We start from the raw sequence: 24,193 nt of genomic DNA, 5'->3' as shown, positions 1-24,193 counted from the left end.
CTGATCTTAGAGCACAACAAAAGAAACAAATGATTTTTCATATACCGCAAGAGGAATATATGACCAAGATTATTCTGAAGACGGAATTCCCTGGAACAGATATATTGAATGGTCTAAACCTGACTTCGACAACGCTGATGACTGGATTATATCCACGTAGTTGAACCCTATCAAACCGGCTTTTCACTACCCTTGATTTTGTATGAAACGCATAAATAAAAAATAAAAATAACCCTTGAAATCAGGAGACTTCAGAAAGCTTAGTCTTTTTTAGCTTGCAAGGTTCTCTATCTGAAAAATGAGCCTCTTTTTTATCTTCTGAAATAATATTCAACGGTAAGCAGCACTTTTAAGAATATCAAGCTTTTTTCATTTTTTCTTTGATTGTTTTCTGTATATTTGTCTTCCGGCTTATCAATTACACAAAGAGATAAAACCCGGAACCTGGGAACTGATACAGTAAAACTAATAACACGAAAATTGTAAATCATGAGCAACAACTAATTTCAGCTGCACAAAGTCTCCCGGCTTTAATCTTATACAATAAAAGTAAATCCGTTAAAATTCATTCTGAAGTCTTAGATTTCTGAAACCGGGATTTATAAATTCTCAATATTTAAAACAGTAAAAATGTCTCATTTATGTGAAGTCATCATTATTGCTGTCCCTCCTTCAGACATGAAAGATGTATTTGACAGTATGCACAATAGTTTTACAAAGAATCATTTTGAATTTGAAGAAGGAGATTTTGATGTAATTTATCTTTGTGATATTGATACTGATGATGGTGAAGATTATATATTTGAGTCTGAAAGAATCATCCCTCAGTCAAAGGAAGAAAAAGACAATGCTATTGAAAGGCTTAGAAATCACCGGACCGGAGGATTGCTTAATTACAGAGGAATTGAAGGGAAATTTGAAGGGTTGCCCCCTTATGATATTGGCGTTGAGTTTCGGTCATTAGATAATATGACCATTGAATATATTGCCATCACGATAAGAGATTATATATTCGACCCTCATGAAACTGCTTTTGAAAATCTGATCACAACCGTTTTAAATACAATGAATGTGATTGGTATTGCTAAAGGTTTAGACTACCCGTACGAATGGGATGAAGAAGAAATTACTGAGCTAATCAAGGAAGGAAAACTTGAAACCGTCCACCCCCGGCTAGTCTATAAGAAAAAGTATTAAAAAAATGAAGAAACCTGATAAAATCATTAATTTAAATTTCAACAATACAGAATACAACGTTGAAGTGATCGTAAATCTTGACAAAATAGAAGGGTTTATATATTACACGTTTAAATTTGACGAAGATCATTCTGTTACCATTTCACAATTTGATGGCGAAAAATGGGAAATAGCCAGTATGACAAAGAGTAATATCGCGGATAAATTAGGAAAGATCATTGAAGCAATATATTAAAACGATCCTGAAAACAAGATCATCTGAACACATTAGATAAAAGAAATGGAAAGAATTTCAAACAGTATGGAAGCCCTTATGAATGCGGCAGAAACTGAAATAGAAAGCTTCGATTTAAAGCCCGGAGAAAAAATAATTGCTTATTTTTCTCGAATCCCATCACTTGCTGGATTTCCCTATAAAATAATTTTAACTGAAAATTCAGAGGGAACAATCCGTTCGGCATTCAGGCAGTGGGATACAGCGTACAACTTAACCCAATGGAATCTTGGAATTTACAACCTGGACAGACTGAGGATCATCACGGATGAAAAAAGGCTTCCTGATACAGATGCCGCAATACTGAAAGAGGAACTGTTAAGGTTAGAGCAAATAAGTCTCCCTGAAAGCATCCGGAATGAAAAAGCCATCGTTCTGGATGGTTCTGAATGGAAATTCGGGGTCAGTCTCGCCAGTAAAAAGGTTGATTACACCTGGAGAGCCTCAACACAAGATATCGATCTCTTTGTTCCCATCATTGAACTGATGAGAAAACAGTATTCGGATCAACTTTAGCAAAAATTACAGATAACCAAGTATAAAAACATGAATAACAACGACTTATTAAGCCAGATAGAATACCTAAAAAACTGTAAAGGACTACCAGGCAGCAGATTGGAAAATTTAGGACAGCGTATTTACGACAAAATAAAAAGCATCATCCAGAACCCTAATCTATTCATCACACATTTATATATTCCTCAGGGATCGGCAGAAAATGCTCAAATGTTAGAAAGTCAATTCAAACATTTGTTTAATAAAGAAATTGATGCCGAATTAATATCATTCTATCACTGCTTTGACGGGTTTGAATTTCGGTATATCAATCCGGCGGAGGTTTGGGATGAATTTGATAAATACGAAATCACCGACTGGGACGAATTGGATATAGATCCGGATACTTTGAGTTATGCCGATATGATCAAAAATGAAGCCTATGAAGAAGAGGTAAAAGATGAATTTCATTCTTTAATTGGGTTGTACTTTGATGAACCAGCTTTCAATAACCGGCTGTCAGATCCGGATAAATTGAAAGATTTTTTATTCTATAATGAATCTATCGAGCTGAACGATTTAGGAATGAAGACCCTTATTCCGCCGGCTCTGCATTTATTTTCAGAAGGGAACAAGGTTCCACATCATCCTGATCACACCCATGTTTTTTACTTTGATTATTTTGAGTTCTGGAATCAGACTGTCTTTGGTAAAAAAGATCATAATATTGCTATGTATGCAGGAACAGATTATTCTGCTTCAATAGAAAACTGGGAATTTAAAGAAGTTTTCCCGTTCATGCAGAAAAGATTAATCAAATAAAAGAATTTGGAATGGATTCACACAATTTTACCCGCGCAGAAAAACTTTTTGTAAGGACTGAGCTTTATAACTGGGACAACGGAAATGAACGGCTATATCAGACCCTGAACAGCGAACATTGCGACAAAGCAACTGCATTGATGATTTACTGGAGGGCTGATCCTGCATTTTATTACAGCAGATATAATTCTGAAACTGATGTTCCTGAAGGATGGCAGCTTGACGGCTACAGGCTGATGAAAGAAGCAGAAAAACTGCTGCTTGAAAATAATTACCCCGAAACGATTGGCTATACGCCGGACGAAGACCGTATTCCAAAAGATGATTCTGTTTTAAAAAAAATTCCGACAGAATTATTACAGCCTACCAAAGGAGTAGAAAGCAATCTGATTGTGAAAAATTATATAGAAGCAGAATATCTCATCAATGCCTGTGGTCCCAAAGGAAGTTTAGAAGAAGTGAAAGAAAGACTGGAAAGAAAACCCGATCTTCTGAACCTGTGCATCGGTGATCAAAATCCGCTGATTAAAGCAGTGAGTCATTGGAACAACAAAAACATTATTCCTCTTGTTACTTTTTTATTAGAAAAAGGAGCCGATATCAACGTACAGCCTCAGAGATCTCCTTCCGTACCTATTCTTTTCAAATGCGCGCTCTGTAAAAATGCAGAATTAATTAAATTGTTGGTACAATACGGTGCAGACATCAATGCCGTAAACTATGAAGGAGATACTATACTTCATAAACAGTTCAGAATTAGCCCTGAATTTTGGAAGAAATATTCTGGTCCAAAATATACAAAAGCATTACTGGTGATGGGAGCCGACCCCAACAAAAAAAATGCAGACGGAAAAACCCCGGTAGATTTAGCAAAAGAAAGTAACAACGAAGCAGCTTTGAAAGTAATAGAACAATTCCTTAAATAAACATGGGATTGGTCAGACCTAATTAATTTTAAAAATAAAATATGTCAGCACTTTGGAATGTCCAGTTATTATCATTGGAAGATAAAAAAAGTACTTTAAAAATCAAAAATGTGCATAGTAATGACGGGAACATACTGAAGATTTTGCCCGCTGGAAATATAATTTTGAAGAATATATACTGGACAGTTATGCATCTTCCCCAAAGCTCATAGCTGATTTTTATATTGAAGAAACCCATGACATGGTAGCACGGCATAATGAAATGATTGAAAACGGAGATGATCCCAAAGAATTGTATTACGAGATAGAAGATTATGAAGATTTACTCAGTAAAATTTCTAATTATAAAAGCCACATTTCAACGGAGGAATTTAAAAAACTTGAAAGCTGGCTGAAAGCCCAGATTAATGAATAATATTAAATAAAACAAAAATGAACGATACTTTTACGATAGATGATGTACAGGATATATGGCAGAAAGTAAGCATTCTCCATAGCGGACAAACCTATGGAGGGCAGCATAAAAACGAAAAAATTGAATACATCAACCATATCGGCAGCGTTGTATTTGAAATTATGAACGCTTCCAGAAACACCCCTGATTTTAACACAGAACTTGCTATAAAATGTGCATTTCTACACGATACCATAGAAGATACAAACTTTAGCACAGAAGATCTGGAAAAGGAATATGGCACACAGGTGAAAGAAGGGGTTCTTGCTTTAACGAAAAACACGCAGCTTGAAAAGGAGCATCAGATGGCAGACAGCTTAAACCGGATCAAAGCACAGCCAAAAGAAGTTTGGGCGGTGAAAATGGCCGACAGGATCTGTAATCTATATGCCCCACCCTACTTCTGGAAACAGGCGAAGAAAGAAAAATATCTGGAAGAAGCCAAAGTGATCTATGAGCATTTAAAAGAAGGCAATGACTATCTGGCCCAAAGATTATCAGAAAAAATAGAAGCATATAAAGATAAATAAACTAAATATGAGTGAATTTTCAGGGTATGAAAAAATGCCCAACAGTTTAAAAAAATTAGGCCTTAACGAGAATGATTTTTCCCAGATGGAAAAATTAAAATGGGTGGTGACCGAAAAAGTTCATGGGGCCAACTTCAGCTTCATCTATGAAAACGGTCATTTAAAATTCGCCAAAAGAAAAGAATACCTTAACTGGACAGACGACTTTTTCGGTTTCCAGCTGGTTGTCAATAAACTGGAAGATAACATCCTACGTCTTTTTGAACATATAAGCAGCAAAATAACCGCAGAGAAATATATTGTTTATGGTGAACTGTTTGGCGGGAAATATCTCCATCCGGAAGTCAGCCCTGTAAAAGATGTGCATGCCATCCAGACTGGTGTATATTATACTCCTTCCATTGAGTTCTGTGCCTTCGATATTGCCGTTGAAACCGATGGTTCAGCCTCCAAATATTATCTGGATTATGAAACCTCTGTAGCTTATTTTAAGCAGTTCGGGATATTTCACGCGCAGCCGCTATTCATTGGAAAATTCAATGAGGCCATGAATTTCAACATCAGAATGAACTCAACCGTTCCTAAAGAATTTAATCTTCCTGAACTGCAGGACAATTTAATTGAAGGGGTTGTGATCAAACCTTTTAATCAAACCGATAACAGCCTTTTTTCAAGGCCTGTCGTTAAATTAAAAAATCCGGAATTTGACGAAGAGGATAAATTTCATGAAGCAGAAAAATGGTCATTCATTCCCGATGTTTCCTCTAAAGCAGAAGAATTATCTTTTATCATAGAGGAACTGAGAAACTACGTCACTCACAACAGATTAAAAAGTGCTGTTTCCAAAATAGGTGAGCTGGATTTGAGCAATCAACTCCGGGTTTCTGAAATTAAAACAGAATTTCTGGAAGATGTAATCACAGACTTTAATGAAAACAACGCGAACCTTTTAAATGATTTATCTCCCGATGACAAAGAATGGATTATCACAAGAGTAAACTCTGAGATTAATAAAATAATCACTACACATTCTTAAGAATTTTAATTTATAACAGGTACAATCGGGCTTCAGGCTGACATTCATAAAATATAAGCCGCACTTGCTGCCCAAAGTCAGTAAACTTTGCGCAATAGAAATACCATGCCCCTCCATCAGGCAGTCTCGGAAAACACAGCATTCTCCATTAGACTGCGGCTTTATTCAAAAGCTAAACAGCATTACATTTCAAATATTTGCACAACACAAGCTTTACACGTAGATTTGGGGCACCGGAAAATAAAAAACTAAAACTATGGGACTATTTGATTTTTTCAAAAGTAAGAAACAGGGAATTGAAAACACGAAATTCAATTCTGTGCAATTTCAGAATGAAGTATGTGCACTGGCATTATGGAAATTGAAAGACCATAATCTACAACCGGACGTTGCCATCTCCGAATTGAAAAAAGTAGGCTTAAATGATGAACAGGTAAATTTTATTCTTGAAAAAGTAAAAAAAATTATACCTCATGAGGTAAATGCAGACCATCCCCACTCCACCAATCCGGGGATAGATGATATTAAGTTCAGGAGTGCTGAGTACCAGAACGAAATAATCGCCTATGCCCAAAATGTATACTTTCAAAACCATCACCGGTACGAAATGGTAAAAGACATTCTTCTGAAAGATGGCCTGAATACCAGCCAGGCAGATGAAATCGTTAATAAACTTCAGGAAAGGAATGCACAGATGGTGAATGAATTTCAGGATAAGCTTGATTCCGGGGAAATTACTGAGATCAAAATTACGCCTAACCCTGATCACACCAAAGAAAATACAGGTCAGGACCAGGTAGACAGATATATTGCCTATGGGGCCTATCAGATGGACCGTGGAGATCTGGACAATGCTTTGGAACTTTTCGAAAAAGCCATTGAGTTAGATGAAAATGCAACCTTAGCCTATGCCAATCTGGGGAAATTATATTCCTTAAAAAATAATAACTTAAAAGCTTTGGAATTCGTTAATAAAGCCCTGGATATTGAACCTCATCATCCGCAGATACTGGACAATAAAGTTGATACAGTGTATGAATTGCTGGTGGAACATCAGATCAATGAATCTGAATTCATAGCAAATATTAAAGACGTTTTACAGAAAGACCCGGAAAATCCCAATGCTTTAATTTATATCATCCAGTTCTATTTAAAGAATAATCAGACAGATCATGCCGTGGAATCTGTAGAAAAATTATTTTCAAAGTATTATTCTGAAGATATTACCATTCAGCTAATGATTGACACATTCAACAGATTACCCATTGAACAGGCCTTAAAACAATTTGATATCCTTGAAAATAAAGTAAGTGATGAAGCGAAATATCAGTTACATTACAACAAAGGCTTATACCTTAAAGGAGTCGGGAGATATGATGATGCGATCAAGGTTTATGACAATTTAAATAAAATCCAGGAATTTTCATGGAACTTTTACCAGATGGGAATCATGAAAAACCTTCAGGGAAAAACGGATGAATCTTTGGAACTGCTGAAAAAAACCTTCCATCTGGAGCCCGGACTTAAAGATGATGCTAAAAATTTCCCTCAGCTGCAAAACCTTTGGAATCATCCTGAGTTTATTGAAATAGCAAAGTAAGGCCTCATGATTTCGGAAAGTATAGATTTCTGGCCTCTTTCTATTTCTGAATAAAAAAACAGATACCATGATAAAAAGAAAAACAATAGGGCTGGTAACCTTCCTCCTATTTTTAGGGCTGATAGTCTACTATTTTTATCCTGAAAATAAACTTCCGCCCAACATACAAATTGATAAACTTGTGGTTTACAAAGCTAAAAGAAAGCTATTGGCTTACTCTAACGGCCAGCTTGTAAAAACTTATACAATTTCATTGGGAGGGCAGCCTGCAGGCCATAAAGAATTCGAAGGAGATAAAAAAACACCTGAAGGACAATACTTCATCAATGCGAAAAATGCCAATAGCGGATATCACAAAAACCTGGGGATTTCTTATCCTAATAAAGATGATATTCAAAAGGCAAAACAGCTGGGTAAGCCGGCAGGCGGTGATGTTAAAATACATGCACTGAAGAACGGAAGAGGTTTTATAGGGAAATTTCACCGCTGGTCCGACTGGACATTAGGCTGCATTGCAGTAACAAACAATGAAATAGACGAATTGTACCGGGCCGTAAAAATAGGAACCCCCATTGAGATTAAGCCCTAGCAGGCATTGCTTTCTTTACCCTTGTTTTCCTATTTTTACCATCACAAAAAAGTAATCAAGTATGACCATAGAAGCCAAAATTGATGAAGCCTTCAGAAATACATTCCTTCTGCCAAGAGAAAAGGCCGTCACGGATTTTTTTACAGATGTTTTGCATTCAAAATATAAATTCAGGGAAGATGACACAAAAATTGAAGTGGTAGGCTTATATTACTATGCTGCAAGTCCGTTAAGCTTTTTATTTGCCATGCCTCACTATGAATATTATTCCCAGGATAAAACAATTCATATTGCAGAACTTCATCTGGGAGAGCATTCATTTGAAGATTATACGTATACTGATGTTGAGGAATTAGGCCGAAAAATACTGGATGAAAACAGAATCAATTATTCAGCCTATCTTGATGAAGATGATAAACTGGAACTCGCCAACTACTGGGAAAATCAAACCGATCTTGAAAAAAACTTCATAATGCACTGCTGGAAAAGCGCAAAGGAAAAAACAGGAGCTAAAACTTTAGGATTCCTGGAATCTTCAGACGGCTCCGGTGGAACTTACGATGCAGACAACCACTATGAACTTCCTTTTGAAATTGGCATTGACGAATACCTACAGTCCCATGGTTTTCATTTAAAAAAAGAAATTTAAAAACCCCAATAAATACTGCCAGACATAATGACCGTCCAGGAACATATCAAAGAATATATTGCCAGCCAGCCTGAGCCCAAACGTGCCGATATGCAGGAGCTGCACCGTACTATTATGGAACTCATGCCGGAATGTAGAATATGGTTTCTGGATGGCAAAAACAGTGAAAATAAAACGGTAGCTAATCCCAATATCGGATATGGACTTTACACCATACACTATGCCGATGGAAAAAGCAGAGACTTCTACCAGATTGGCATGAGTGCTAACAAAACAGGAATCTCTGTCTATATTTTAGGCATCAGCAGCAAAACGTATCTGGCTGAAATGTATGGAGAAAAAATAGGTAAAGCAAATATAACAGGATACTGTATTAAGTTTAAAACCCTGAAAGATATCAACCTTGAAATACTTAAAGCCGCAATTCTGGACAGAACAGGACAAAACACATAACCCGCATTAGTAAAAGTACTGTTGATCATAAACCGGATAAAGCTTCAGAACCTACATACACTATCATTCGCACTACACAAAACAGTTTTAATTTCACGCTAACATTATAATATGATGTAAATTAGAAAATTATAATGTAATTTAGAAAAATTGAATTTTCAAAAGAATCCCTATGAGAATCAATAGTAAAAATATCGGCTTCCTGTTACTTTTTTTTATCATTCTAAGCTGTAGCCCTAAAAAGGCTGATTATTTTAAAGCGAAAGAAGTGTATAATTCTTCTGAACTGATCATCACTCAGATTTCTGAAAATGCATTTGTTCATACCTCTTTTAAACAGACTAATGATTTTGGCAATGTTCCCTGTAACGGATTGGTGGTAAAAAGCAATAACGAAGCGCTTGTTTTTGATACGCCTGTCAATGACAAAACTTCAGAAGAACTTATTAAATGGATCAACGGGACACTTCATTCTAAAATTAATGCCGTTGTCCCCACTCATTTTCATGATGACAGTATGGGCGGATTACAGGCTTTTCATAACCATCATATTCCCTCTTATGCTTATTCCAAAACCATTGAACTGGCTAAAGAAAACAACTTTACAGTTCCCGAAAACAATTTTAAGGATTCGGTCGTTTTAAAAGCAGGTCATAAAAAAGCTATTGCAAAATTTTTCGGGGAAGGCCATACAAAAGATAATGTAGTCGGTTATTTATCGGAAGAACATATCCTTTTCGGAGGCTGCCTGCTCAAAGAACTTGAAGCCGGTAAAGGATATCTTGGAGATGCCAACGTTTCCGCCTGGTCCAATACCGTTGAAAAAGTAAAAAAAGAATATCCCGATGTAAAGATTGTCATTCCGGGACATGGAGAATATGGAGATCAAAAACTATTGGATTATACGATTAATCTGTTCAAAACCCAATAAAAAAAGAAAGATATTGTATAACCCGTTGTTTCAAATGAGTAAATGGGAACCCGGAAACTCATATCATCGAAAAACACAAATCTATTTAAACAATGAGCATAGGCTGTCATACGGCTCCGGCCAATAAAAAAGAATACATAACCGATATTGGAAAAATTCTTGTTCACGAATATGGTAAAAAAAAGTATTACCCACCGGAACAGATAAAAACAGCCCATAAAAAAAGCAAATGGTATGAAGGTTTTGATTTTTCCTGCTGGGCTATGAGTGTATATTCTTCCCACTCCGATTTCACACGCTACCATCAACAAATAGGGGAAACCTGTGACTATACTGACATGAAAACAGAAATGCTTCAGGGATTATCAGTACATGGCGAATCTGAAATTCCGGATCTTCCCGATGCTGATATTGATTCCTCATGGCTGGATTTTGGAGAAGTATTCGGAAATATATTTGAAGGAATCGGAGATTTTATAGGCGGAATTTTTGACGGACTTTAAGAACCTGTTCAAATTTTTAAAACATTAAGATCCTTTTAAGTATTAAGATTAATTAAGGAAAAAATCAAAGATTTTTTCATAAGTATTCCATCTTAAAACGAAGCCTGAATCACAATGAAACAACTCATCAATTTTATCCTGATCATCCTTATTTCCACTCTATCCGCAGGAGTTTACGGAATACTGCATGATCAGATCACCTACACCATTTCACCCGAATATTATACGCTTCTTAAATTCCAACAATTCGGATTTGAAGACCTCAATCTGAAGGTAAGGATAAAAGTAGGGATCATCGGGTTTCTGGCAGCCTGGTGGGTAGGATTATTTTTAGGAATAGCTTATGCTTTCATCTCGTTATTTCTTGATCCGGAAAAAGTTTTGAAAGTAACCGTAACATCAATCCTGATCAATATCTGCATCACTCTTATTTCAGGGATTTTGGGCTATGGGTTTGCCGTTTTATTTTTATCACAGGAAAATATTAACTGGTATATTCCAGCCGGAACTAGGGACATCCGGAGTTTTATCAATGTAGGTTCCGTCCATAATTTCGGATATATAGGAGGTGTTACCGGACTGGCTGCAGGATTATTGTATCAGATAAAAAAGGCTAAGAATTCATAAATAGAATGCTTTCATGGAACGTCACCATAGAAAATTTAACGAAATTAAAGAGCTCCTTCAACAGCAATTGGGGGATAAAATTACAGTTTCTGAAGAACACGGAAATGAAACTCTGGAATTAACAGGTTCATCATTTTGGCTGATGGCAGATCATTCCGAACTGACAGTTGGTTACGGGCTTAACCATACGCATTTCAGTGACCAATACAACAATCTGGAAGACGGAATAGCTCAGGTCTTCGATCTATTGACCCATCCCATCAGAACCACCGAATATATAAAAGGAAATACCGTTTTTAAAACAACTGTTGAAATAGTATTTCCAAATTCACAAGGTGTGAATATCGGCACAACTTCCCTTTTGTTTTACCCGTTCTGGAAAAAAACGAAAATTCAAATTTCTATCTCGGAAAAAGTAATGGAAAAGAAGGAAATTGAAGAAGAAGTCAACCGCATTTTAAATAAAAAATAGTAAAAACAAAGGATAATATTCAAAAAATCTGCTCAAAATCAATAATTTAATTCTATTCCGCAACACATCAATTGATTTTTGAATTCATTTTTTACTTAACTTAGTTTTCTAATAACCAGGTCTCAATATCATGAAAATAGTAAATCTTCTGTTCATTCTTGTTTTTTCTGTTTGTTTCTCACAGGAAAACAACATCTTTGAAAGACTGAGTGCCTTAAAAAACAACGGAAAAATATGGTACAATATTGACGGATACAGTGTAACCAGCGAAGCCTTTTCTAACACATTTGATGAAAAAGGCCTAAAAAAAGTATTCCGGAAACATCAGATCTCGGATTCTGATGCAAAAGTGAAAGACAGCAACATTAGCTTCAACAACTTTTTGGTAACAAAACAACAAAAGATTTCCGCAGATTTTTCCCAGACCAACCATTATTATTTTGTAGAAAATCCGGACAAAACGATCACTGTGGTCTGGTTTATCAAAATCGGAACAACAGATAAAGAAACGGAAGAAAAACTTGTGAATGCTATTATGAAAAAGAAAATTCCTGAAGACAATTTTTCTCCCATGAGCATCAGTTCCATCAATTTCGCCGGAAGAAAAATTGAATTGGGAGGCGGATGTTACTGGACTTCCATCAATATCGTTCAATGTCCGTATGCAGGGGAAATGAACTGGAGCGTTCACAGAACCCTGGATGATGCAAAAGAAGCTGTGGAGAATCAGTTCAACATCACCAAATCGAAAAAAATAGGTAAAGTAACATCTGAAGAAATGGTGGATATTGAATTTGAAGGGGTTCCTGTAAAAGCTAAAAAAATACTTTATGATTTTACCGGAGTTACCGGAGCCTTAGCAGGAATGTCAGGCGGAAAAAATCTGACGGTTTATTATGTAGCGGCAACCGTAAGAGATAAAAATGTAAGCTGCGTAATGAGCTACTGGAACAATGATGAGATTAATCCCGAAACCAGGCTTCCTGCACTGTTGGGGAAATTAATGACTGTGAAATGAAAAACACCTTAAAAATATTTTTAATCCTTATTATTGCCCTGGCTTTTATCTTTACTGCATTTTTCTTTCTAAAATTTAATAAAGTTGAATACCGGAGCTCCATAGCCAATACCCCTGAAATAAAAAAACTCAATAAAAAAGTATTTGACCCTGGACTTTTAAATACCGGTTCTTCAGCAATAAGTACCGATTTCAGTTTTAACCATAAAGTAAAAAACGACACTGTAGGCTTTAATTTTCATCCTTCAATACATGAAAACGGACTTACCTTACATTTCAACAGCGGTGACGGATATTCCGGGTTAAATATAGAGATCCTGAAAATAGGCAGCTGGTTTTCTTCCTCCACTGAAACCTACACAGACAACGTGAAACCTTTTGATTTTCTGGACCGGGACAGATATTCTGTCAAAAAGCAAAAACTCATCCTGAATTACACCGGAATATAAAAAAGGAGACAGTATCTTTGGAAAAATAGAGCTTGAGATACACTCCCATATTCAGGACTCCATCTATCAGGCTGACGGATATTTCAGAGGAAAAATTGAATAATACACAGCTTAAACGACACCCTTATGGAACAAACCATCGTAGAACTCATTCCTGTTATTGAAATCTCAATATCCAATGAGGAAACAGTAAACAGAGAAAATAATCCGGAATTAAAAACATTGCATACATACGGGCTTATGGAGAAGCTCAGGATTAATATTTCATGGAAAGCACCTTTCTTTATAGTGATATTGTTTTCCCTGTTTCTAAGGGCGCAAAATAATCAGCAGATCAAAACAGACAGCATCTACCCAAAAGAAAACATCGTGGTGTCTTTAACCGCTGCAAAAAGCTTTGATGATAAAACACCGTACTACAGCCTAACCGTATATAAAAACAAAAAAACAATCTTAAAAGACCAGGTTTACAGCAAAGTGGGCGAAATCCAATTTGAAGATTTCAACGGTGACGGAATAAAAGACCTTCTTGTTCAGAATATTTCTGACGTAAGGAGCAACTGGACCTATTATCTTTATCTATTCGACCATAAAAACAAAACGTTTAAGAAAGTCATGAATTTTGAATCCGTTAAAAATCCTGTTTACAATCCGAAATACAAATGGGTTGAAAGCTATGTAGTGTCAGGGACAAATTATCTGAACTTATATAAAATTACCGGTGACAAGGTCAAAGATTTAAAGTACACCATTGAGGATCGTGAATCGGTGAATTTTGAACAGGAATATAAAAAGGCTGTTAAAAAACTGATAAGATAAAAGAAGGTATATCTTTTTCTGTAATTTTCTACACCGAAAAGCACGATCATCATGCTCGAAAACAAAAATCATGACAAACTTTTTCAGAGAACCGGCAGAACCTTTTACCTTTTTCAGCTATTCTGATTTTCTGCTTCTTATTTCATTCAATTTAATTCTATATGTCCTGCACAGGAAAAAAGGTTTCAAATTGAATAAAGTAATTACCGGAATCCTGCTGTTCATCATTATTCCTTTGATTTCCTGCAAAATTGAACTGGCTAATGTACATAACAAGTTTGAAATAGTTGACGGATTTAATGTTCTCTATGTCTTCCTTAAATTTCCTGTCTGGTGGCTCATCGGAATTTTAAATTTATATTTGATTAACGCTTATCAAAGAAGAAAAATATAAAAAGACAATGATAATCATCTTAGTAGCTTTAGCTCTCATTATAATAACAGGATTAGTAATACTTAAATTATACATTCAAAAAATGATAATAGACATACCAATCATTCAAGTAATGCTTGTTCCTAAAAAAATTTAAGTATAAAAATTGTGGCTTATCTTTATAGCAGAAAAGCTTTAATTAAAAACAATCACCAATGACCGAAGAACAAAAAATTAAAACGAGAGAACGCAACAACCAGCTGATCGAAAGCAGGCAATACCGATTCAATTCCTGGCTGCCTATTCTGGAAGATCCCAATACCAGAACCATAGAAGAGATAAAAGGTAGAATGGGCGTAATGAATGCTCTCATTAATATTTCATTTGAAGCGCCTGTCACCATCATCAGAAAATGGATCGATCAGAACGGTCTGACTCAACATCTTTCCAACTGGGAACATGAAATCCTTCTGAAAGACAATGACGAATTAACAGAGTATGAGATCAATTCCCTGAGATGGTATCTTGAAGGCCTTTGGGCTTTAATGTGGGCAACCGGCCTGATATCCCATCTTGATGAAACCCAATGGTGCAGTGATGAAATGGCCTCTATGCTTCCTAACCTCGAAAAAAACGATGATAATGAAAAAATAACCCAATTATCAACCTTAAAAACCGATGATGAAATGTACGAAATGCTGGATTTATATTACCGATTGCACTGGTACTGTGTAGATGAAAGAATTAAAGGACAGCAGGCAAAGATCAATGAAGGTCTGGTATACGAAAGGAGAAAAGCTCTGGAATGGCTTATTAATAAAAACTCCGATTGGGATAATATTGAAATGAGCACCTGAAATATCTCCTTCTATTATTCAATTTGAACGTAAAAAATAACCTATGAAAAACTTATTATTCTTTTTCTTCATGATTTCACTCTCCTGCTTTTCCCAGAAAAAGAAAGATACCCTTTCCTATTATAACAGCTACGTACCCACAAAAGCTGAGCTGAGAAAATGTGAGAAAATACAGAAAAAAAATAAAGCACTATTCCATCAGCTATCTGAAGAAGCAAAAAATATGGACTTCACAAAGTTAACGCCTGTCATTATTAATGATTTAAAAAATTCTGATTTCAAAGGAGAAGTTATATTATTTTACGTTACCTACAGCAACACAGTATGTGGTAATATGGATGAAGACAAATTCATCTGTAAAAAAGAATACAATACAATCAACCCGTTTTACAGTGGCCGGAACTGGACATATGATGATCTTATTTCCCTGTCGAAAGTTCTCAACGAAAAAATTATTGTTCCCGGTAAAAAAAAATTTCGGATTCAGTATTTCCAACAGATTATTCGGAGCGGACTGGGAAAAAGAGTTCAGTTCATATAAAGAATTCAAAACCGGCCTGGTGAAGGATCTGGAAGTAAATAAAGGAAATGAAAAATTCTTTTATCTCGCTGAAAAAAAACAGGATAAAGACCTGGTATTACAAACTAATTTTATCTACAATAAGGTATTAAATTATTCCTACGATACGCTTTATTTCAAATTTAGAAACCTGCCCGGCTATAAAGTACAGGTAACAATAATGATCAATTCGAGTTCTATTTCAAAAACCTATGAATATGATAACGGAGAATGGATTTTAACTGACACGGAATAAATCAGTAATTTTTATTAATCCTCCGATATTTCTATGAAACTCAATACCATTTTTTATGTATCAATCCTGTTCTTCTTGCTGTTTTCCTGTAAAGAAAAGATCCGGAATGAAGAAAATTTTGTGATCTATCAGGTAGATCCTCAAAAACAAAATACCCGGTTATATTGGAAGAATCATAAAAATGAAATCATCAGAAGCCTCGGTAATCTGAAACATTACACTGTCTCACAGAATGAAAAGCTAATATTCGCCATGAACGGAGGTATGTTTGAGCCTGATAATTCTCCTAAAGGCCTTTATATTGAGAATTTTAAAACCCTCCACCCTATAGACACCTCAACAGGAAACGGAAATTTTTATCTTCCGCCCAACGGGATCTTTTACATTACCCAAAACAATAAGCCGGAAATTACCGAAACTAAAAAATTCATTCCATCACCGGACGTGAAATATGCAACCCAATCCGGACCGATGCTTCTTATCAAAGGAAAAATTAATCCGGCTTTTCAGCAGCATTCTGAAAATCTGAACATCAGGAACGGTGTAGGAATTCTGGAAAACGGGGAAATCATTTTTGCAATGTCTAAAAAAGAAATCAATTTTTACAACTTTGCCTCACTTTTTAAAGACATGGGCTGCCACTCTGCCTTATATCTTGACGGATTTGTTTCAAGAACCTTTCTTCCTGAAAAGAATTGGGTCCAGAAAGACGGAGATTTCGGAATTATGATTGGAGTAACAGAACCTATGCATTAAAAATATTTTTCTGACATTATATTTTTCATACCATCTTTTTTACTAATTTCGACAAAGCTTATTAACCATAATGCTGCGACATCCAACCCGTTAACCTCATCACCATGCCTCACTTTGTTATAGACTGCTCACAGGATATTATCCGGCTGAAAACGCCTGATGAAATTATGGATGTCGTATACAAAACTGCTGAATCCACCGGATTATTTGCCGTGAATGACATCAAAGTACGCCTGTGCCCCTATCAGTATTACCGGCTCGGAGAAGATAAAAAGAATTTCATCCATATTTTCGGATACATCATGGAAGGGCGGAATACGGAACAGAAAGCAGTCCTTTCCAGAAAGATCATCACCGGCCTCACAGAATTATTTCCGGACATCTCATTTTTATCCATCAGCATTAACGATTTTGAAACAGCAACCTATTGCAATAAATCACTGGTAAATCCGGAAAATCACGATCAAAACCGGCATTTTGAGCTGTAAATAATGAACAAAACCAACCACAAAATACAATACTTATGAACCTTAAAACATTAATCACCCACACCGTTCAGTACAACAATTGGGTAGTTGGGAAATACATCGACTGGCTGGCCACAAAATCTGATGAACAGCTCAATCAGGAAACTCCTTCAAGCTTCCCGACCATCTTAAAAACCCTGCATCATATCTGGCAGACCCAGGAGTACTGGTGGAGTCACATCTCCGAAGGCAATGATTTTGATTTTGAAGCCACCGCAGCAGCAGTGACAAAAGATGAAATTTTCAACGGCATCAAAGACAATTCCCGGAAATTAATGGAATATGTTGAAGGGCTTTCCGAAGAAGATCTTGCTCAAAATGTAAAGATAGAATCCCAATGGTTCCAGTGCGATTTTTCCAAATATGAATACATTCAGCATGCCATCATCCATGGAACCTATCACAGAGGACAGATTGTAACCATGGGAAGAAACATTGGTATAACAGATGCTCCTATGACAGATTATAACTTCTGGAATATTTATAAAGATCAGAAATAAAAACAGTAAAGCAATGAATTCAGATACCATCCAGGATCCGGTGATCTATTATCACGGAACCAAGGCAGATCTGAAAACCGGTGATCTTATTGAACCCGGTTTCAGCTCCAACTACGGAAGCAACAGAAAAGCAAAATATATTTATCTTACTGCCACGCTGGAAGCCGCAACATGGGGCGCAGAACTCGCTCAGGGAGAAGGAAAGGAAAGAATTTACATTGTTGAACCTACGGGGCCCATTGAGGATGACCCTAACCTTACCGATAAAAAATTTCCGGGCAACCCTACCAGATCTTACCGTTCACTGCATCCGTTCAGAGTAATGGGAGAAGTTATGGAATGGCAGGGGCATTCCGCAGAACAGCTTAAAACTATGAAAGATCACCTTGAAGAACTGAAAAAACAGGGTATTGAAGCCATTGAAGATTGATATTCCCGATAACTAACCAACAAAATGGGGCAGCTTTTTGAACTCATATCGAACCAGGCCGTTAAAAATCTTGATGATGGCTACACAGAATGTCACGTCTGTCAAAAAACAGGAGTTGATCTGTACCCATACCAGGGAAAGGTTACCCTGGAGGACGGAACAGTGGATGATGGTATTTATGCAGTGTGCTATGAATGTCTGAAAACTAAGCCTTTAGTTCACACATGCGATTTTCTTTATATGGAAACCATTGAAAAACATCTTGATTCACAATCTCTGACTAAAGTACAAAAAGCTGAACACAAAGAAATATTAGCAAAAAAATACAACCAGTCTCCTGATATTCCCCTATTTTTGCAACGTCCGGACCAGCCCCTGTGCTGTAAAGATATTACCGAATTCACAGGCTACCCTGGGAATGATGAAGAATTATATAAGATCAGTGAGAACAATATCTATTGGGAAGAAGGAATCAAAGAGAAAAGTAAATATTATGACTTCAGAAAATACGGAAGTCCTGAAAGCTTACATGAAATTGCTTCTTTTGAATGCAGACACTGCGGCAAAAAATATTTTACATTTCAGTTTACCTGAGCAATAAAACATGAATATAATTAACAATTAAAACCGATTATCCCAACAAAAAAACTAAAAAGCTAACCATAAAAACTCAATGAAAAACATTATTCCGGTCCTATCCCTGTTGGCCATTTTTTCCTGCGCAACCCGCACTCATGACCATAATTTCAATTATAATAAGCTTGAGGAGGTAGAAGACAGTGTAAAAGTGGGAAATATTGTCATCCTTAATTCATTTAAGCACCAGATGCTTGCCCATAAAAACGGTCAGTACGATTCGGCAAGAATCATCAACAATGTTTATAAACCTCATCAGAAACTTTGGGACAGCTGTTATGCCGTAATATTCGGGGATGAAAATGCCCATCAATTCAATACGGCCAGGGGTATGGCTGAATGGAATAACAGCCTCTATCAGAAAAACAGACAGATATTTGAAGAGAAGGCCGGCATTCTTTTAAATATTAATCTGAAAAAAACATTTAAGAAAACTCTTGTCAGGTTCAGCAAGCTGGTTCCTTATCAGCCTAAAGCCAGAATAAGCTTAATTTTCACCCCCATTACGGGAATCGCTTTCGGGGGATGCTCCAACGACCAGTTTGCTTTGGAACTCAATAATAAAGGAATAGAAATTCCTGCCGTTTTAAAAAAAGATCTTCCGCATGAATTAAACCATATGGTTTATGAAAAATTCAGAAACGCTGATCCGGATCATGTCTCTGCCCTGAACCAAACCATTGATGAAGGATTTGCCTGCTATTTTACCTATGCATTCTTTGAGGGAAAACTTCAAAAACATGAAACCGTACACCTTTCTAAAAAAGAATGGGATTGGTTCATACAGCATGAAAAAGGACTTTTCAACCAATTAAAAAAATATTTCGCTGACACTTCAGGAAAAAATCCACTGCTGCAGAATGATAAGATTAAGCTCTTTCCGGACGCGCCGAAAAATATCAATTACTGGATGGGATTCAGAATTATCGAAAAATATGTGGAAAAGAACGGCCAGAACTCCTGGAAAGACGTTTACCATTTAACAGCCAGAGACCTGCTGCAAAAAAGCGGCTATGAAAAATATATAGAAAGCTTATAAATTTCACAAAAAATAAATTCAGGACTGAAAGAATGATCCCACAAAATATTATAAAAGCTGTTCCTGACCCTAACTTACGTTATCAAAGCGGAACTGATGATTGAGAATCAGTCAGAAAAATTCCTTTTGAGCTGAAAATATTCCGGTTAATTCAAAATAACCTATTATGAAGCATTTAAATCTTTTGAGTATGTTGATGACTCTCTTCATCTCCTGCTCCGGGCCTGTTCCTGCATCAAAAATCACGGATATTTCTGATATAAAAGCAGAAATTGATATCTACCAGAGCTTAACAGACCAGGCAGACAATATAATATCAGTAGCTTTATATGATAAAAAAGATAAAAAAATCGGTAGTGATTCAATTACCGTATCAGTAAATCAGAAAAAAGCAGAATATAAAATCATAGAACAGCTCTACTATACCAAAAGCTATCAATACAGGCTTGAAAATATTCCTCCTGAAAATGGGCTGTACCAGGTTGAAATCCAGCTGGCCAACGGTAAAAAATTCGTTTTGGGAAGTATTAATGCCCTGAAAATAAGCGATCCTTCCCATATCACTACCTCTGAAAGTACAACCAGCCAGAATTTCTCAATACGCTGGTCTGGTCTTTATGATGTAAATAAACTCTATATCTCAAAAACTTTTGATAAAAAAGACAAAGAAAATCCTAATATAACCATTGCCACTCCGGGAAAAACCGACACTTTGAATATCGGAAAAGACGGAAGCTATTCAATTCCCAAAGAAAAGCTTTTTAAACCGGATGAAAAGCTGAGTATCATAAGCCTTGAGTTCACCGCCCGGAAAACCGGAACCATCAACCCGCTTCTGCTGATTGGAAGTTATATAAAGATCAACGGCAGCCACGATAACCCGGTATATTTCAAATAAAATAATTATCTTACCATAATCCCTGAACAGGATAAAAAATAAGAATTCATGCAAAACACTACAATCCAAAAAGAATGGTTCTCAGAAGGAGAACACTATGCAACAGCAATCAATGAAATGGTTGAATTCGGTGAAAAGAACGGTTGGGAAAACTGGAAAGGTGAAGAACCACAGGATAAAAGAGACCATTTGGGAACCGAAGTTTTCGAACTGCTGAAAACAGCCAATCTGAATGATGACACAGAACGTTTCAGAGAACAGTTTCCTCCCGCCCATGCTCCCATGATTCCGTTAATGAAAGAGAAATCCCAGAGTATCGAGCAGATGCATTATATTGAAGATGAAAAAATAGTTTTCGTAACCGGAGCTCATTACGAAAAGAGACAGGCCTACCTTCTTGATCATGACCAGATCATCCCGCTCGATGAAAACATCCATGCCATAGGAAAGTCTAAACAGGGAAATATCTTCGCCATAGCCCGTGAAGAGACTATTTCACTATATAAAAACTGGAACGGCGAACTGATTCAGGAATTCTCATTTGACAAAACAATAGATTCGGGCATTACAGAAATGATCCCGTTCAATGACGGAAGCAAGGTTCTGATCGTTTCTTCAAACGGTATTTATCTCGCTTCAAAAGACAGTGAGAAACTAATTCATCCCATCAATGAAGACAATGAAGAAGACTGGTCTCCGGATATCGATATGGAAAATGCCACCCTTTCCCATGATAATACCTATATTGTTGTGGGAGACCAGAACTATGATCACAGGATACTGGATTCAGAAGGCAATAACATAGGATCTGTAGGCCCCCAGTCCTCCTATCCCCATTTCTGCCTATTTTCTAAAGACGACAGCCAGCTGATTACCAATTCCTGCCATTTCTACAACGGAATCACGATTGCCATTAATTCAGATCAGTATGAAGGTGCAGCTATTGAAGCCTATACACACAGCGACGACTTTATCTACATAAATGAGGAAATGAGAGTATATACCGGAGTTTCCACAAAAGATTTTTATATTCTTGGGGACGCGTACGGCTATATCAAAGCTTTTGATAAAAAAGGAAACCAGCTCTGGAGACATTTTTTAGGTTCAACCATCAGCGGAATGACACTTTCAGAAGATGAAAAAACCCTTTGGGTAGGTTCCTGTTCAGGAATGCTGCACAAACTGAAATTAGGAAAAGGGCACCGGGATACCCACACTATCGGCAACGGGAATCATTATGAAGATTTCAGGTTATTGATCTGGAATAATGAACCGCAAATCTGGAAATGGTAATTCCCTGAAATACACCAGGCATAATGCTGATCTATGGTAAAATTTCATGATCGCAGGCCGGCAGATAACGCAGATTATTTTAATTACGGTATATTAAACATTTCAAAAACGTTATAGGTTTCAGAAACCTATAACGTTTACCTATAGCGACATTCATTTCAACCTTCCGCGCATCCTCTCCACTGATCTCACAAACTTCTGCAGCCATTTTATATTTTTATATTCCAGATGGCTATACAGGCTGATTTTTTGTAATTTAGTTTTTTAAAGAAATACAGCAACCCCGGACAAAATAATTTCCATGGAAAAATATGCAGTATCCTCAGACGGACAGAAAATTTATTATCACGAATCAGGAAGCGGAAATCCTTCCATCATCTTTATTCACGGATGGTTAGGCAACAGTGAATGGTGGAAAGACCAACTGGACTATTTTAAAGATCAGTATCACATGGTAATCATGGATCTTGCCGGACATGGAAAATCAGATACTTCGAGACAGGACTGGACCAGCACCCGCTATGCTGATGATATCAAAGCTGTGGCTGACAGCATCAGTTCCTCCGAAATCATACTTGTCGGGCATTCTATGTCCGGAGCATATGTTCTTGAAGCAGCTTTAAAAATACCAAAAGTAAAATCCCTGATTCTGGTAGATACCCTAAAAGACCTGGACGAATATTTTTCAGAAGAACAGGCAGAACAGTTTTTATTTACCCACTACAGGAGCGATTTTAAAAATGCGGTAGAAAATATTCTTCCTCAATACCTGTTTGCGGAAAAAACACCTGTGGCAGTAAAAGAAAGACTCCAAAGCGAATTTTTACAGAACGAACCGGAAACGGCAATCAGCCTTCTTTTACCTTTGTACAAAACGGATTTCAGAGACATTGCGAAGCAGGTTAAGATTCCGGTAAGAGCCATCAATTCTGATAACTCCCCTACCCACCTTGAAAATAACCGGAAGTATTTAAAAAATTATGATTGTATAGACATTACTGGAACCGGTCATTATCTGATGCTGGAGAAACCGGAAGAATTCAACCGTATACTGGACAAAGTCATTAAAGAATTACAATAAACCATAGAAAACATGCAGAATACAAAAGTTTTTGCGATGGCTTTTTCCGGTGTATATCCACACTATATTCAAAAAGCAGAGAAAAAAGGCCGTACAAAAGATGAAGTTCATGAAATCATATTCTGGCTGACCGGATATGATGAAAAGAGCCTGCAGGAAATTTTAGATAACAAAACCGATTTTAAAACATTTTTTGAACAGGCACCTCAAATCAATCCAAATGCTTCCCTCATCAAAGGTGTTATCTGCGGATACCGTGTAGAAGATATTGAAGATGAATTGATGAGAAATATCCGGTACCTGGATAAACTTATTGACGAGCTGGCCAAAGGAAAGAAGATGGAAAAAATATTAAGAACACCCTGATACGGTATTAAAAAACAATGATAGAAAAAGCTTATATCCATGAATACGGCAATAAAAAACTGGAACCTGAACATCAGGACGTGATTGATGTATTGGAAAAAAGAAATATCGGATACGAACTTTTCACGGATAAAAAGATTTTCAGAAATCAATTGAATATCGACCATACCACGTTTGTTGCCGGAAATCATTTTGTTTTTTCCTCAATTTTCAAAAAATATAAAATTAATCCTCCATCTGACTGCTACCCTAAATGCCTTCATCCATATCTGCAGCGAAATATCTGGACAACCACCATACGTGATTTTTTGAAAAATATGGACGGAGACCTGCAGCCTGTTTTTGTCAAACCAAAATCTGACACAAAGCTTTTCACCGGATTCAGAATAGAATCAGTTTCTGATTTTTATCTTTTATCCGAATTCTCAAAAAACACGGAACTTTACTGTTCAGAATCAGTAGACTGGAAAGCAGAATACAGGATTTTTGTCAATAACTCAAAGATTGTCGGAATGCGTTTATATGATGGTGATGAGCAATACCAGCCCAATATGGAAGTCATCCGGAATGCTGTAAATGATCTTGAAAATTCGGAGGAAAAAACCAAAGGATACGGCATTGACTTTGGCGTTTTATCCAACGGCAATACGGCTTTGGTAGAATGGAACGATGGCTATGCCCTGGGATCTTACGGTCTTGATAAAGAAATATACACTGATTTACTGCTTGAAAGATGGTATGAAATTGCACACGCAATATTTCAAAAACAACGATAAAA

General features: G+C 36.6%; 34 protein-coding genes. All 34 read left to right on the top strand.

Features of this window, described 5'->3' with window-relative positions; translation table 11 throughout:
• Window positions 1-630 precede the first annotated feature (630 nt).
• The 34 genes from AOB46_RS06545 to AOB46_RS06385 all read left to right on the top strand — a co-directional run bounded on the left by AOB46_RS06545 (window position 631) and on the right by AOB46_RS06385 (window position 24,191).
• The gene (locus AOB46_RS06545) at window positions 631-1,197 is read left to right on the top strand and encodes a hypothetical protein (RefSeq protein ID WP_062697523.1); all 567 of its coding nucleotides are present in this window, start codon (window positions 631-633) and stop codon (window positions 1,195-1,197) included.
• A gap of 4 nt (window positions 1,198-1,201) precedes the next feature.
• Window positions 1,202-1,432, top strand: coding sequence for a hypothetical protein (locus AOB46_RS06540; RefSeq protein ID WP_062697521.1), 231 nt, complete (start codon window positions 1,202-1,204; stop codon window positions 1,430-1,432).
• A 45-nt stretch (window positions 1,433-1,477) separates the two neighbouring features.
• Window positions 1,478-1,987 (top strand): hypothetical protein, encoded by a 510-nt coding sequence (locus AOB46_RS06535; RefSeq protein ID WP_062697518.1) that lies wholly within the window; start codon window positions 1,478-1,480, stop codon window positions 1,985-1,987.
• Window positions 1,988-2,017: 30 nt separating this feature from the next.
• Window positions 2,018-2,788, top strand: a complete 771-nt coding sequence (locus AOB46_RS06530) for a hypothetical protein (protein WP_062697516.1) — start codon at window positions 2,018-2,020, stop codon at window positions 2,786-2,788.
• An 11-nt stretch (window positions 2,789-2,799) separates the two neighbouring features.
• Window positions 2,800-3,714 (top strand): DUF4274 domain-containing protein, encoded by a 915-nt coding sequence (locus AOB46_RS06525; protein WP_062697514.1) that lies wholly within the window; start codon window positions 2,800-2,802, stop codon window positions 3,712-3,714.
• Window positions 3,715-3,955: 241 nt separating this feature from the next.
• Complete coding sequence (locus tag AOB46_RS23320; protein WP_157845040.1) at window positions 3,956-4,129, top strand: hypothetical protein; 174 nt, start codon at window positions 3,956-3,958, stop codon at window positions 4,127-4,129.
• A 17-nt stretch (window positions 4,130-4,146) separates the two neighbouring features.
• Window positions 4,147-4,698, top strand: coding sequence for an HD domain-containing protein (locus tag AOB46_RS06520; RefSeq protein ID WP_062697512.1), 552 nt, complete (start codon window positions 4,147-4,149; stop codon window positions 4,696-4,698).
• Between the two features lie 7 nt (window positions 4,699-4,705).
• The gene (locus tag AOB46_RS06515; protein WP_241489172.1) at window positions 4,706-5,734 is read left to right on the top strand and encodes an RNA ligase family protein; all 1,029 of its coding nucleotides are present in this window, start codon (window positions 4,706-4,708) and stop codon (window positions 5,732-5,734) included.
• Between the two features lie 256 nt (window positions 5,735-5,990).
• On the top strand, window positions 5,991-7,334 hold the full coding sequence (locus AOB46_RS06510) for a tetratricopeptide repeat protein (protein WP_062697507.1): 1,344 nt from the start codon (window positions 5,991-5,993) through the stop codon (window positions 7,332-7,334).
• 67 nt (window positions 7,335-7,401) lie between these two features.
• The gene (locus tag AOB46_RS06505) at window positions 7,402-7,923 is read left to right on the top strand and encodes a murein L,D-transpeptidase family protein (protein WP_062697505.1); all 522 of its coding nucleotides are present in this window, start codon (window positions 7,402-7,404) and stop codon (window positions 7,921-7,923) included.
• Between the two features lie 61 nt (window positions 7,924-7,984).
• On the top strand, window positions 7,985-8,572 hold the full coding sequence (locus AOB46_RS06500) for a hypothetical protein (protein WP_062697503.1): 588 nt from the start codon (window positions 7,985-7,987) through the stop codon (window positions 8,570-8,572).
• 27 nt (window positions 8,573-8,599) lie between these two features.
• Complete coding sequence (locus tag AOB46_RS06495) at window positions 8,600-9,025, top strand: DUF1801 domain-containing protein (RefSeq protein WP_062697501.1); 426 nt, start codon at window positions 8,600-8,602, stop codon at window positions 9,023-9,025.
• Between the two features lie 172 nt (window positions 9,026-9,197).
• Complete coding sequence (gene blaCHM / locus AOB46_RS06490) at window positions 9,198-9,956, top strand: CHM family subclass B1 metallo-beta-lactamase (RefSeq protein ID WP_062697499.1); 759 nt, start codon at window positions 9,198-9,200, stop codon at window positions 9,954-9,956.
• A gap of 92 nt (window positions 9,957-10,048) precedes the next feature.
• Window positions 10,049-10,459 carry a hypothetical protein gene (locus AOB46_RS06485; protein WP_062697497.1) on the top strand — a complete coding sequence of 137 codons (411 nt, stop codon included), beginning with the start codon at window positions 10,049-10,051 and terminating at the stop codon, window positions 10,457-10,459.
• A 114-nt stretch (window positions 10,460-10,573) separates the two neighbouring features.
• Complete coding sequence (locus AOB46_RS06480; protein WP_062697495.1) at window positions 10,574-11,086, top strand: hypothetical protein; 513 nt, start codon at window positions 10,574-10,576, stop codon at window positions 11,084-11,086.
• Between the two features lie 13 nt (window positions 11,087-11,099).
• Window positions 11,100-11,558 (top strand): hypothetical protein, encoded by a 459-nt coding sequence (locus AOB46_RS06475; protein ID WP_062697493.1) that lies wholly within the window; start codon window positions 11,100-11,102, stop codon window positions 11,556-11,558.
• A gap of 130 nt (window positions 11,559-11,688) precedes the next feature.
• Window positions 11,689-12,576: a hypothetical protein gene (locus AOB46_RS06470; protein ID WP_062697491.1), complete on the top strand. Its 888-nt coding sequence runs from the start codon at window positions 11,689-11,691 to the stop codon at window positions 12,574-12,576.
• The gene (locus AOB46_RS06465; protein ID WP_062697489.1) at window positions 12,573-13,025 is read left to right on the top strand and encodes a hypothetical protein; all 453 of its coding nucleotides are present in this window, start codon (window positions 12,573-12,575) and stop codon (window positions 13,023-13,025) included. The genes AOB46_RS06470 and AOB46_RS06465 overlap by 4 nt, the downstream gene beginning before the upstream one ends.
• A gap of 126 nt (window positions 13,026-13,151) precedes the next feature.
• Window positions 13,152-13,844: an XAC2610-related protein gene (locus AOB46_RS06460; protein ID WP_062697487.1), complete on the top strand. Its 693-nt coding sequence runs from the start codon at window positions 13,152-13,154 to the stop codon at window positions 13,842-13,844.
• A gap of 70 nt (window positions 13,845-13,914) precedes the next feature.
• Window positions 13,915-14,238, top strand: a complete 324-nt coding sequence (locus AOB46_RS06455) for a hypothetical protein (RefSeq protein ID WP_062697484.1) — start codon at window positions 13,915-13,917, stop codon at window positions 14,236-14,238.
• A gap of 194 nt (window positions 14,239-14,432) precedes the next feature.
• Window positions 14,433-15,074: a DUF4272 domain-containing protein gene (locus tag AOB46_RS06450; protein WP_062697483.1), complete on the top strand. Its 642-nt coding sequence runs from the start codon at window positions 14,433-14,435 to the stop codon at window positions 15,072-15,074.
• A 43-nt stretch (window positions 15,075-15,117) separates the two neighbouring features.
• A complete protein-coding gene (locus tag AOB46_RS06445) occupies window positions 15,118-15,615 on the top strand; it encodes a hypothetical protein (protein ID WP_062697481.1) in 498 nt (165 codons plus the stop codon).
• A complete protein-coding gene (locus AOB46_RS06440; RefSeq protein WP_062697479.1) occupies window positions 15,530-15,889 on the top strand; it encodes a hypothetical protein in 360 nt (119 codons plus the stop codon). Before AOB46_RS06445 ends, AOB46_RS06440 begins: the two co-directional genes overlap by 86 nt.
• A gap of 33 nt (window positions 15,890-15,922) precedes the next feature.
• Window positions 15,923-16,645 carry a phosphodiester glycosidase family protein gene (locus AOB46_RS06435; RefSeq protein WP_062697477.1) on the top strand — a complete coding sequence of 241 codons (723 nt, stop codon included), beginning with the start codon at window positions 15,923-15,925 and terminating at the stop codon, window positions 16,643-16,645.
• 104 nt (window positions 16,646-16,749) lie between these two features.
• Window positions 16,750-17,133 carry a 5-carboxymethyl-2-hydroxymuconate Delta-isomerase gene (locus tag AOB46_RS06430; RefSeq protein ID WP_062697475.1) on the top strand — a complete coding sequence of 128 codons (384 nt, stop codon included), beginning with the start codon at window positions 16,750-16,752 and terminating at the stop codon, window positions 17,131-17,133.
• A 35-nt stretch (window positions 17,134-17,168) separates the two neighbouring features.
• Window positions 17,169-17,672: a DinB family protein gene (locus tag AOB46_RS06425; protein WP_062697473.1), complete on the top strand. Its 504-nt coding sequence runs from the start codon at window positions 17,169-17,171 to the stop codon at window positions 17,670-17,672.
• 13 nt (window positions 17,673-17,685) lie between these two features.
• Window positions 17,686-18,102, top strand: a complete 417-nt coding sequence (gene arr / locus AOB46_RS06420) for an NAD(+)--rifampin ADP-ribosyltransferase (protein ID WP_062697472.1) — start codon at window positions 17,686-17,688, stop codon at window positions 18,100-18,102.
• A gap of 24 nt (window positions 18,103-18,126) precedes the next feature.
• A complete protein-coding gene (locus tag AOB46_RS06415; protein ID WP_062697470.1) occupies window positions 18,127-18,696 on the top strand; it encodes a CbrC family protein in 570 nt (189 codons plus the stop codon).
• Window positions 18,697-18,775: 79 nt separating this feature from the next.
• Window positions 18,776-19,777, top strand: coding sequence for a DUF2268 domain-containing putative Zn-dependent protease (locus tag AOB46_RS06410; RefSeq protein ID WP_062697468.1), 1,002 nt, complete (start codon window positions 18,776-18,778; stop codon window positions 19,775-19,777).
• Between the two features lie 166 nt (window positions 19,778-19,943).
• Window positions 19,944-20,675 (top strand): hypothetical protein, encoded by a 732-nt coding sequence (locus tag AOB46_RS06405; RefSeq protein WP_131724327.1) that lies wholly within the window; start codon window positions 19,944-19,946, stop codon window positions 20,673-20,675.
• Between the two features lie 48 nt (window positions 20,676-20,723).
• Entirely contained in the window at window positions 20,724-21,968 is a 1,245-nt protein-coding gene (locus tag AOB46_RS06400) for a hypothetical protein (protein ID WP_062697464.1), read from the top strand.
• A gap of 301 nt (window positions 21,969-22,269) precedes the next feature.
• Complete coding sequence (locus AOB46_RS06395) at window positions 22,270-23,049, top strand: alpha/beta fold hydrolase (RefSeq protein ID WP_062697462.1); 780 nt, start codon at window positions 22,270-22,272, stop codon at window positions 23,047-23,049.
• Window positions 23,050-23,061: 12 nt separating this feature from the next.
• The gene (locus AOB46_RS06390) at window positions 23,062-23,415 is read left to right on the top strand and encodes a DUF2200 domain-containing protein (protein WP_062697460.1); all 354 of its coding nucleotides are present in this window, start codon (window positions 23,062-23,064) and stop codon (window positions 23,413-23,415) included.
• A 17-nt stretch (window positions 23,416-23,432) separates the two neighbouring features.
• A complete protein-coding gene (locus AOB46_RS06385) occupies window positions 23,433-24,191 on the top strand; it encodes an ATP-grasp domain-containing protein (RefSeq protein WP_062697458.1) in 759 nt (252 codons plus the stop codon).
• Window positions 24,192-24,193: the final 2 nt, after the last annotated feature.

Source organism: Chryseobacterium indologenes, assembly GCF_001295265.1.
GTDB lineage: Bacteria > Bacteroidota > Bacteroidia > Flavobacteriales > Weeksellaceae > Chryseobacterium > Chryseobacterium indologenes_A.
The sequence above is the reverse complement of the archived record's forward strand: the minus strand, read 5'-3'. Positions and strand labels throughout refer to the sequence as shown.

Coding starts and splice junctions, on each gene's coding strand:
- AOB46_RS06545 (WP_062697523.1), top strand. CDS start 631: ATGTCTCATTTATGTGAAGTCATCATTATTGCTGTCCCTCCTTCAGAC.
- AOB46_RS06540 (WP_062697521.1), top strand. CDS start 1,202: ATGAAGAAACCTGATAAAATCATTAATTTAAATTTCAACAATACAGAA.
- AOB46_RS06535 (WP_062697518.1), top strand. CDS start 1,478: ATGGAAAGAATTTCAAACAGTATGGAAGCCCTTATGAATGCGGCAGAA.
- AOB46_RS06530 (WP_062697516.1), top strand. CDS start 2,018: ATGAATAACAACGACTTATTAAGCCAGATAGAATACCTAAAAAACTGT.
- AOB46_RS06525 (WP_062697514.1), top strand. CDS start 2,800: ATGGATTCACACAATTTTACCCGCGCAGAAAAACTTTTTGTAAGGACT.
- AOB46_RS23320 (WP_157845040.1), top strand. CDS start 3,956: ATGGTAGCACGGCATAATGAAATGATTGAAAACGGAGATGATCCCAAA.
- AOB46_RS06520 (WP_062697512.1), top strand. CDS start 4,147: ATGAACGATACTTTTACGATAGATGATGTACAGGATATATGGCAGAAA.
- AOB46_RS06515 (WP_241489172.1), top strand. CDS start 4,706: ATGAGTGAATTTTCAGGGTATGAAAAAATGCCCAACAGTTTAAAAAAA.
- AOB46_RS06510 (WP_062697507.1), top strand. CDS start 5,991: ATGGGACTATTTGATTTTTTCAAAAGTAAGAAACAGGGAATTGAAAAC.
- AOB46_RS06505 (WP_062697505.1), top strand. CDS start 7,402: ATGATAAAAAGAAAAACAATAGGGCTGGTAACCTTCCTCCTATTTTTA.
- AOB46_RS06500 (WP_062697503.1), top strand. CDS start 7,985: ATGACCATAGAAGCCAAAATTGATGAAGCCTTCAGAAATACATTCCTT.
- AOB46_RS06495 (WP_062697501.1), top strand. CDS start 8,600: ATGACCGTCCAGGAACATATCAAAGAATATATTGCCAGCCAGCCTGAG.
- blaCHM (WP_062697499.1), top strand. CDS start 9,198: ATGAGAATCAATAGTAAAAATATCGGCTTCCTGTTACTTTTTTTTATC.
- AOB46_RS06485 (WP_062697497.1), top strand. CDS start 10,049: ATGAGCATAGGCTGTCATACGGCTCCGGCCAATAAAAAAGAATACATA.
- AOB46_RS06480 (WP_062697495.1), top strand. CDS start 10,574: ATGAAACAACTCATCAATTTTATCCTGATCATCCTTATTTCCACTCTA.
- AOB46_RS06475 (WP_062697493.1), top strand. CDS start 11,100: ATGGAACGTCACCATAGAAAATTTAACGAAATTAAAGAGCTCCTTCAA.
- AOB46_RS06470 (WP_062697491.1), top strand. CDS start 11,689: ATGAAAATAGTAAATCTTCTGTTCATTCTTGTTTTTTCTGTTTGTTTC.
- AOB46_RS06465 (WP_062697489.1), top strand. CDS start 12,573: ATGAAAAACACCTTAAAAATATTTTTAATCCTTATTATTGCCCTGGCT.
- AOB46_RS06460 (WP_062697487.1), top strand. CDS start 13,152: ATGGAACAAACCATCGTAGAACTCATTCCTGTTATTGAAATCTCAATA.
- AOB46_RS06455 (WP_062697484.1), top strand. CDS start 13,915: ATGACAAACTTTTTCAGAGAACCGGCAGAACCTTTTACCTTTTTCAGC.
- AOB46_RS06450 (WP_062697483.1), top strand. CDS start 14,433: ATGACCGAAGAACAAAAAATTAAAACGAGAGAACGCAACAACCAGCTG.
- AOB46_RS06445 (WP_062697481.1), top strand. CDS start 15,118: ATGAAAAACTTATTATTCTTTTTCTTCATGATTTCACTCTCCTGCTTT.
- AOB46_RS06435 (WP_062697477.1), top strand. CDS start 15,923: ATGAAACTCAATACCATTTTTTATGTATCAATCCTGTTCTTCTTGCTG.
- AOB46_RS06430 (WP_062697475.1), top strand. CDS start 16,750: ATGCCTCACTTTGTTATAGACTGCTCACAGGATATTATCCGGCTGAAA.
- AOB46_RS06425 (WP_062697473.1), top strand. CDS start 17,169: ATGAACCTTAAAACATTAATCACCCACACCGTTCAGTACAACAATTGG.
- arr (WP_062697472.1), top strand. CDS start 17,686: ATGAATTCAGATACCATCCAGGATCCGGTGATCTATTATCACGGAACC.
- AOB46_RS06415 (WP_062697470.1), top strand. CDS start 18,127: ATGGGGCAGCTTTTTGAACTCATATCGAACCAGGCCGTTAAAAATCTT.
- AOB46_RS06410 (WP_062697468.1), top strand. CDS start 18,776: ATGAAAAACATTATTCCGGTCCTATCCCTGTTGGCCATTTTTTCCTGC.
- AOB46_RS06405 (WP_131724327.1), top strand. CDS start 19,944: ATGAAGCATTTAAATCTTTTGAGTATGTTGATGACTCTCTTCATCTCC.
- AOB46_RS06400 (WP_062697464.1), top strand. CDS start 20,724: ATGCAAAACACTACAATCCAAAAAGAATGGTTCTCAGAAGGAGAACAC.
- AOB46_RS06395 (WP_062697462.1), top strand. CDS start 22,270: ATGGAAAAATATGCAGTATCCTCAGACGGACAGAAAATTTATTATCAC.
- AOB46_RS06390 (WP_062697460.1), top strand. CDS start 23,062: ATGCAGAATACAAAAGTTTTTGCGATGGCTTTTTCCGGTGTATATCCA.
- AOB46_RS06385 (WP_062697458.1), top strand. CDS start 23,433: ATGATAGAAAAAGCTTATATCCATGAATACGGCAATAAAAAACTGGAA.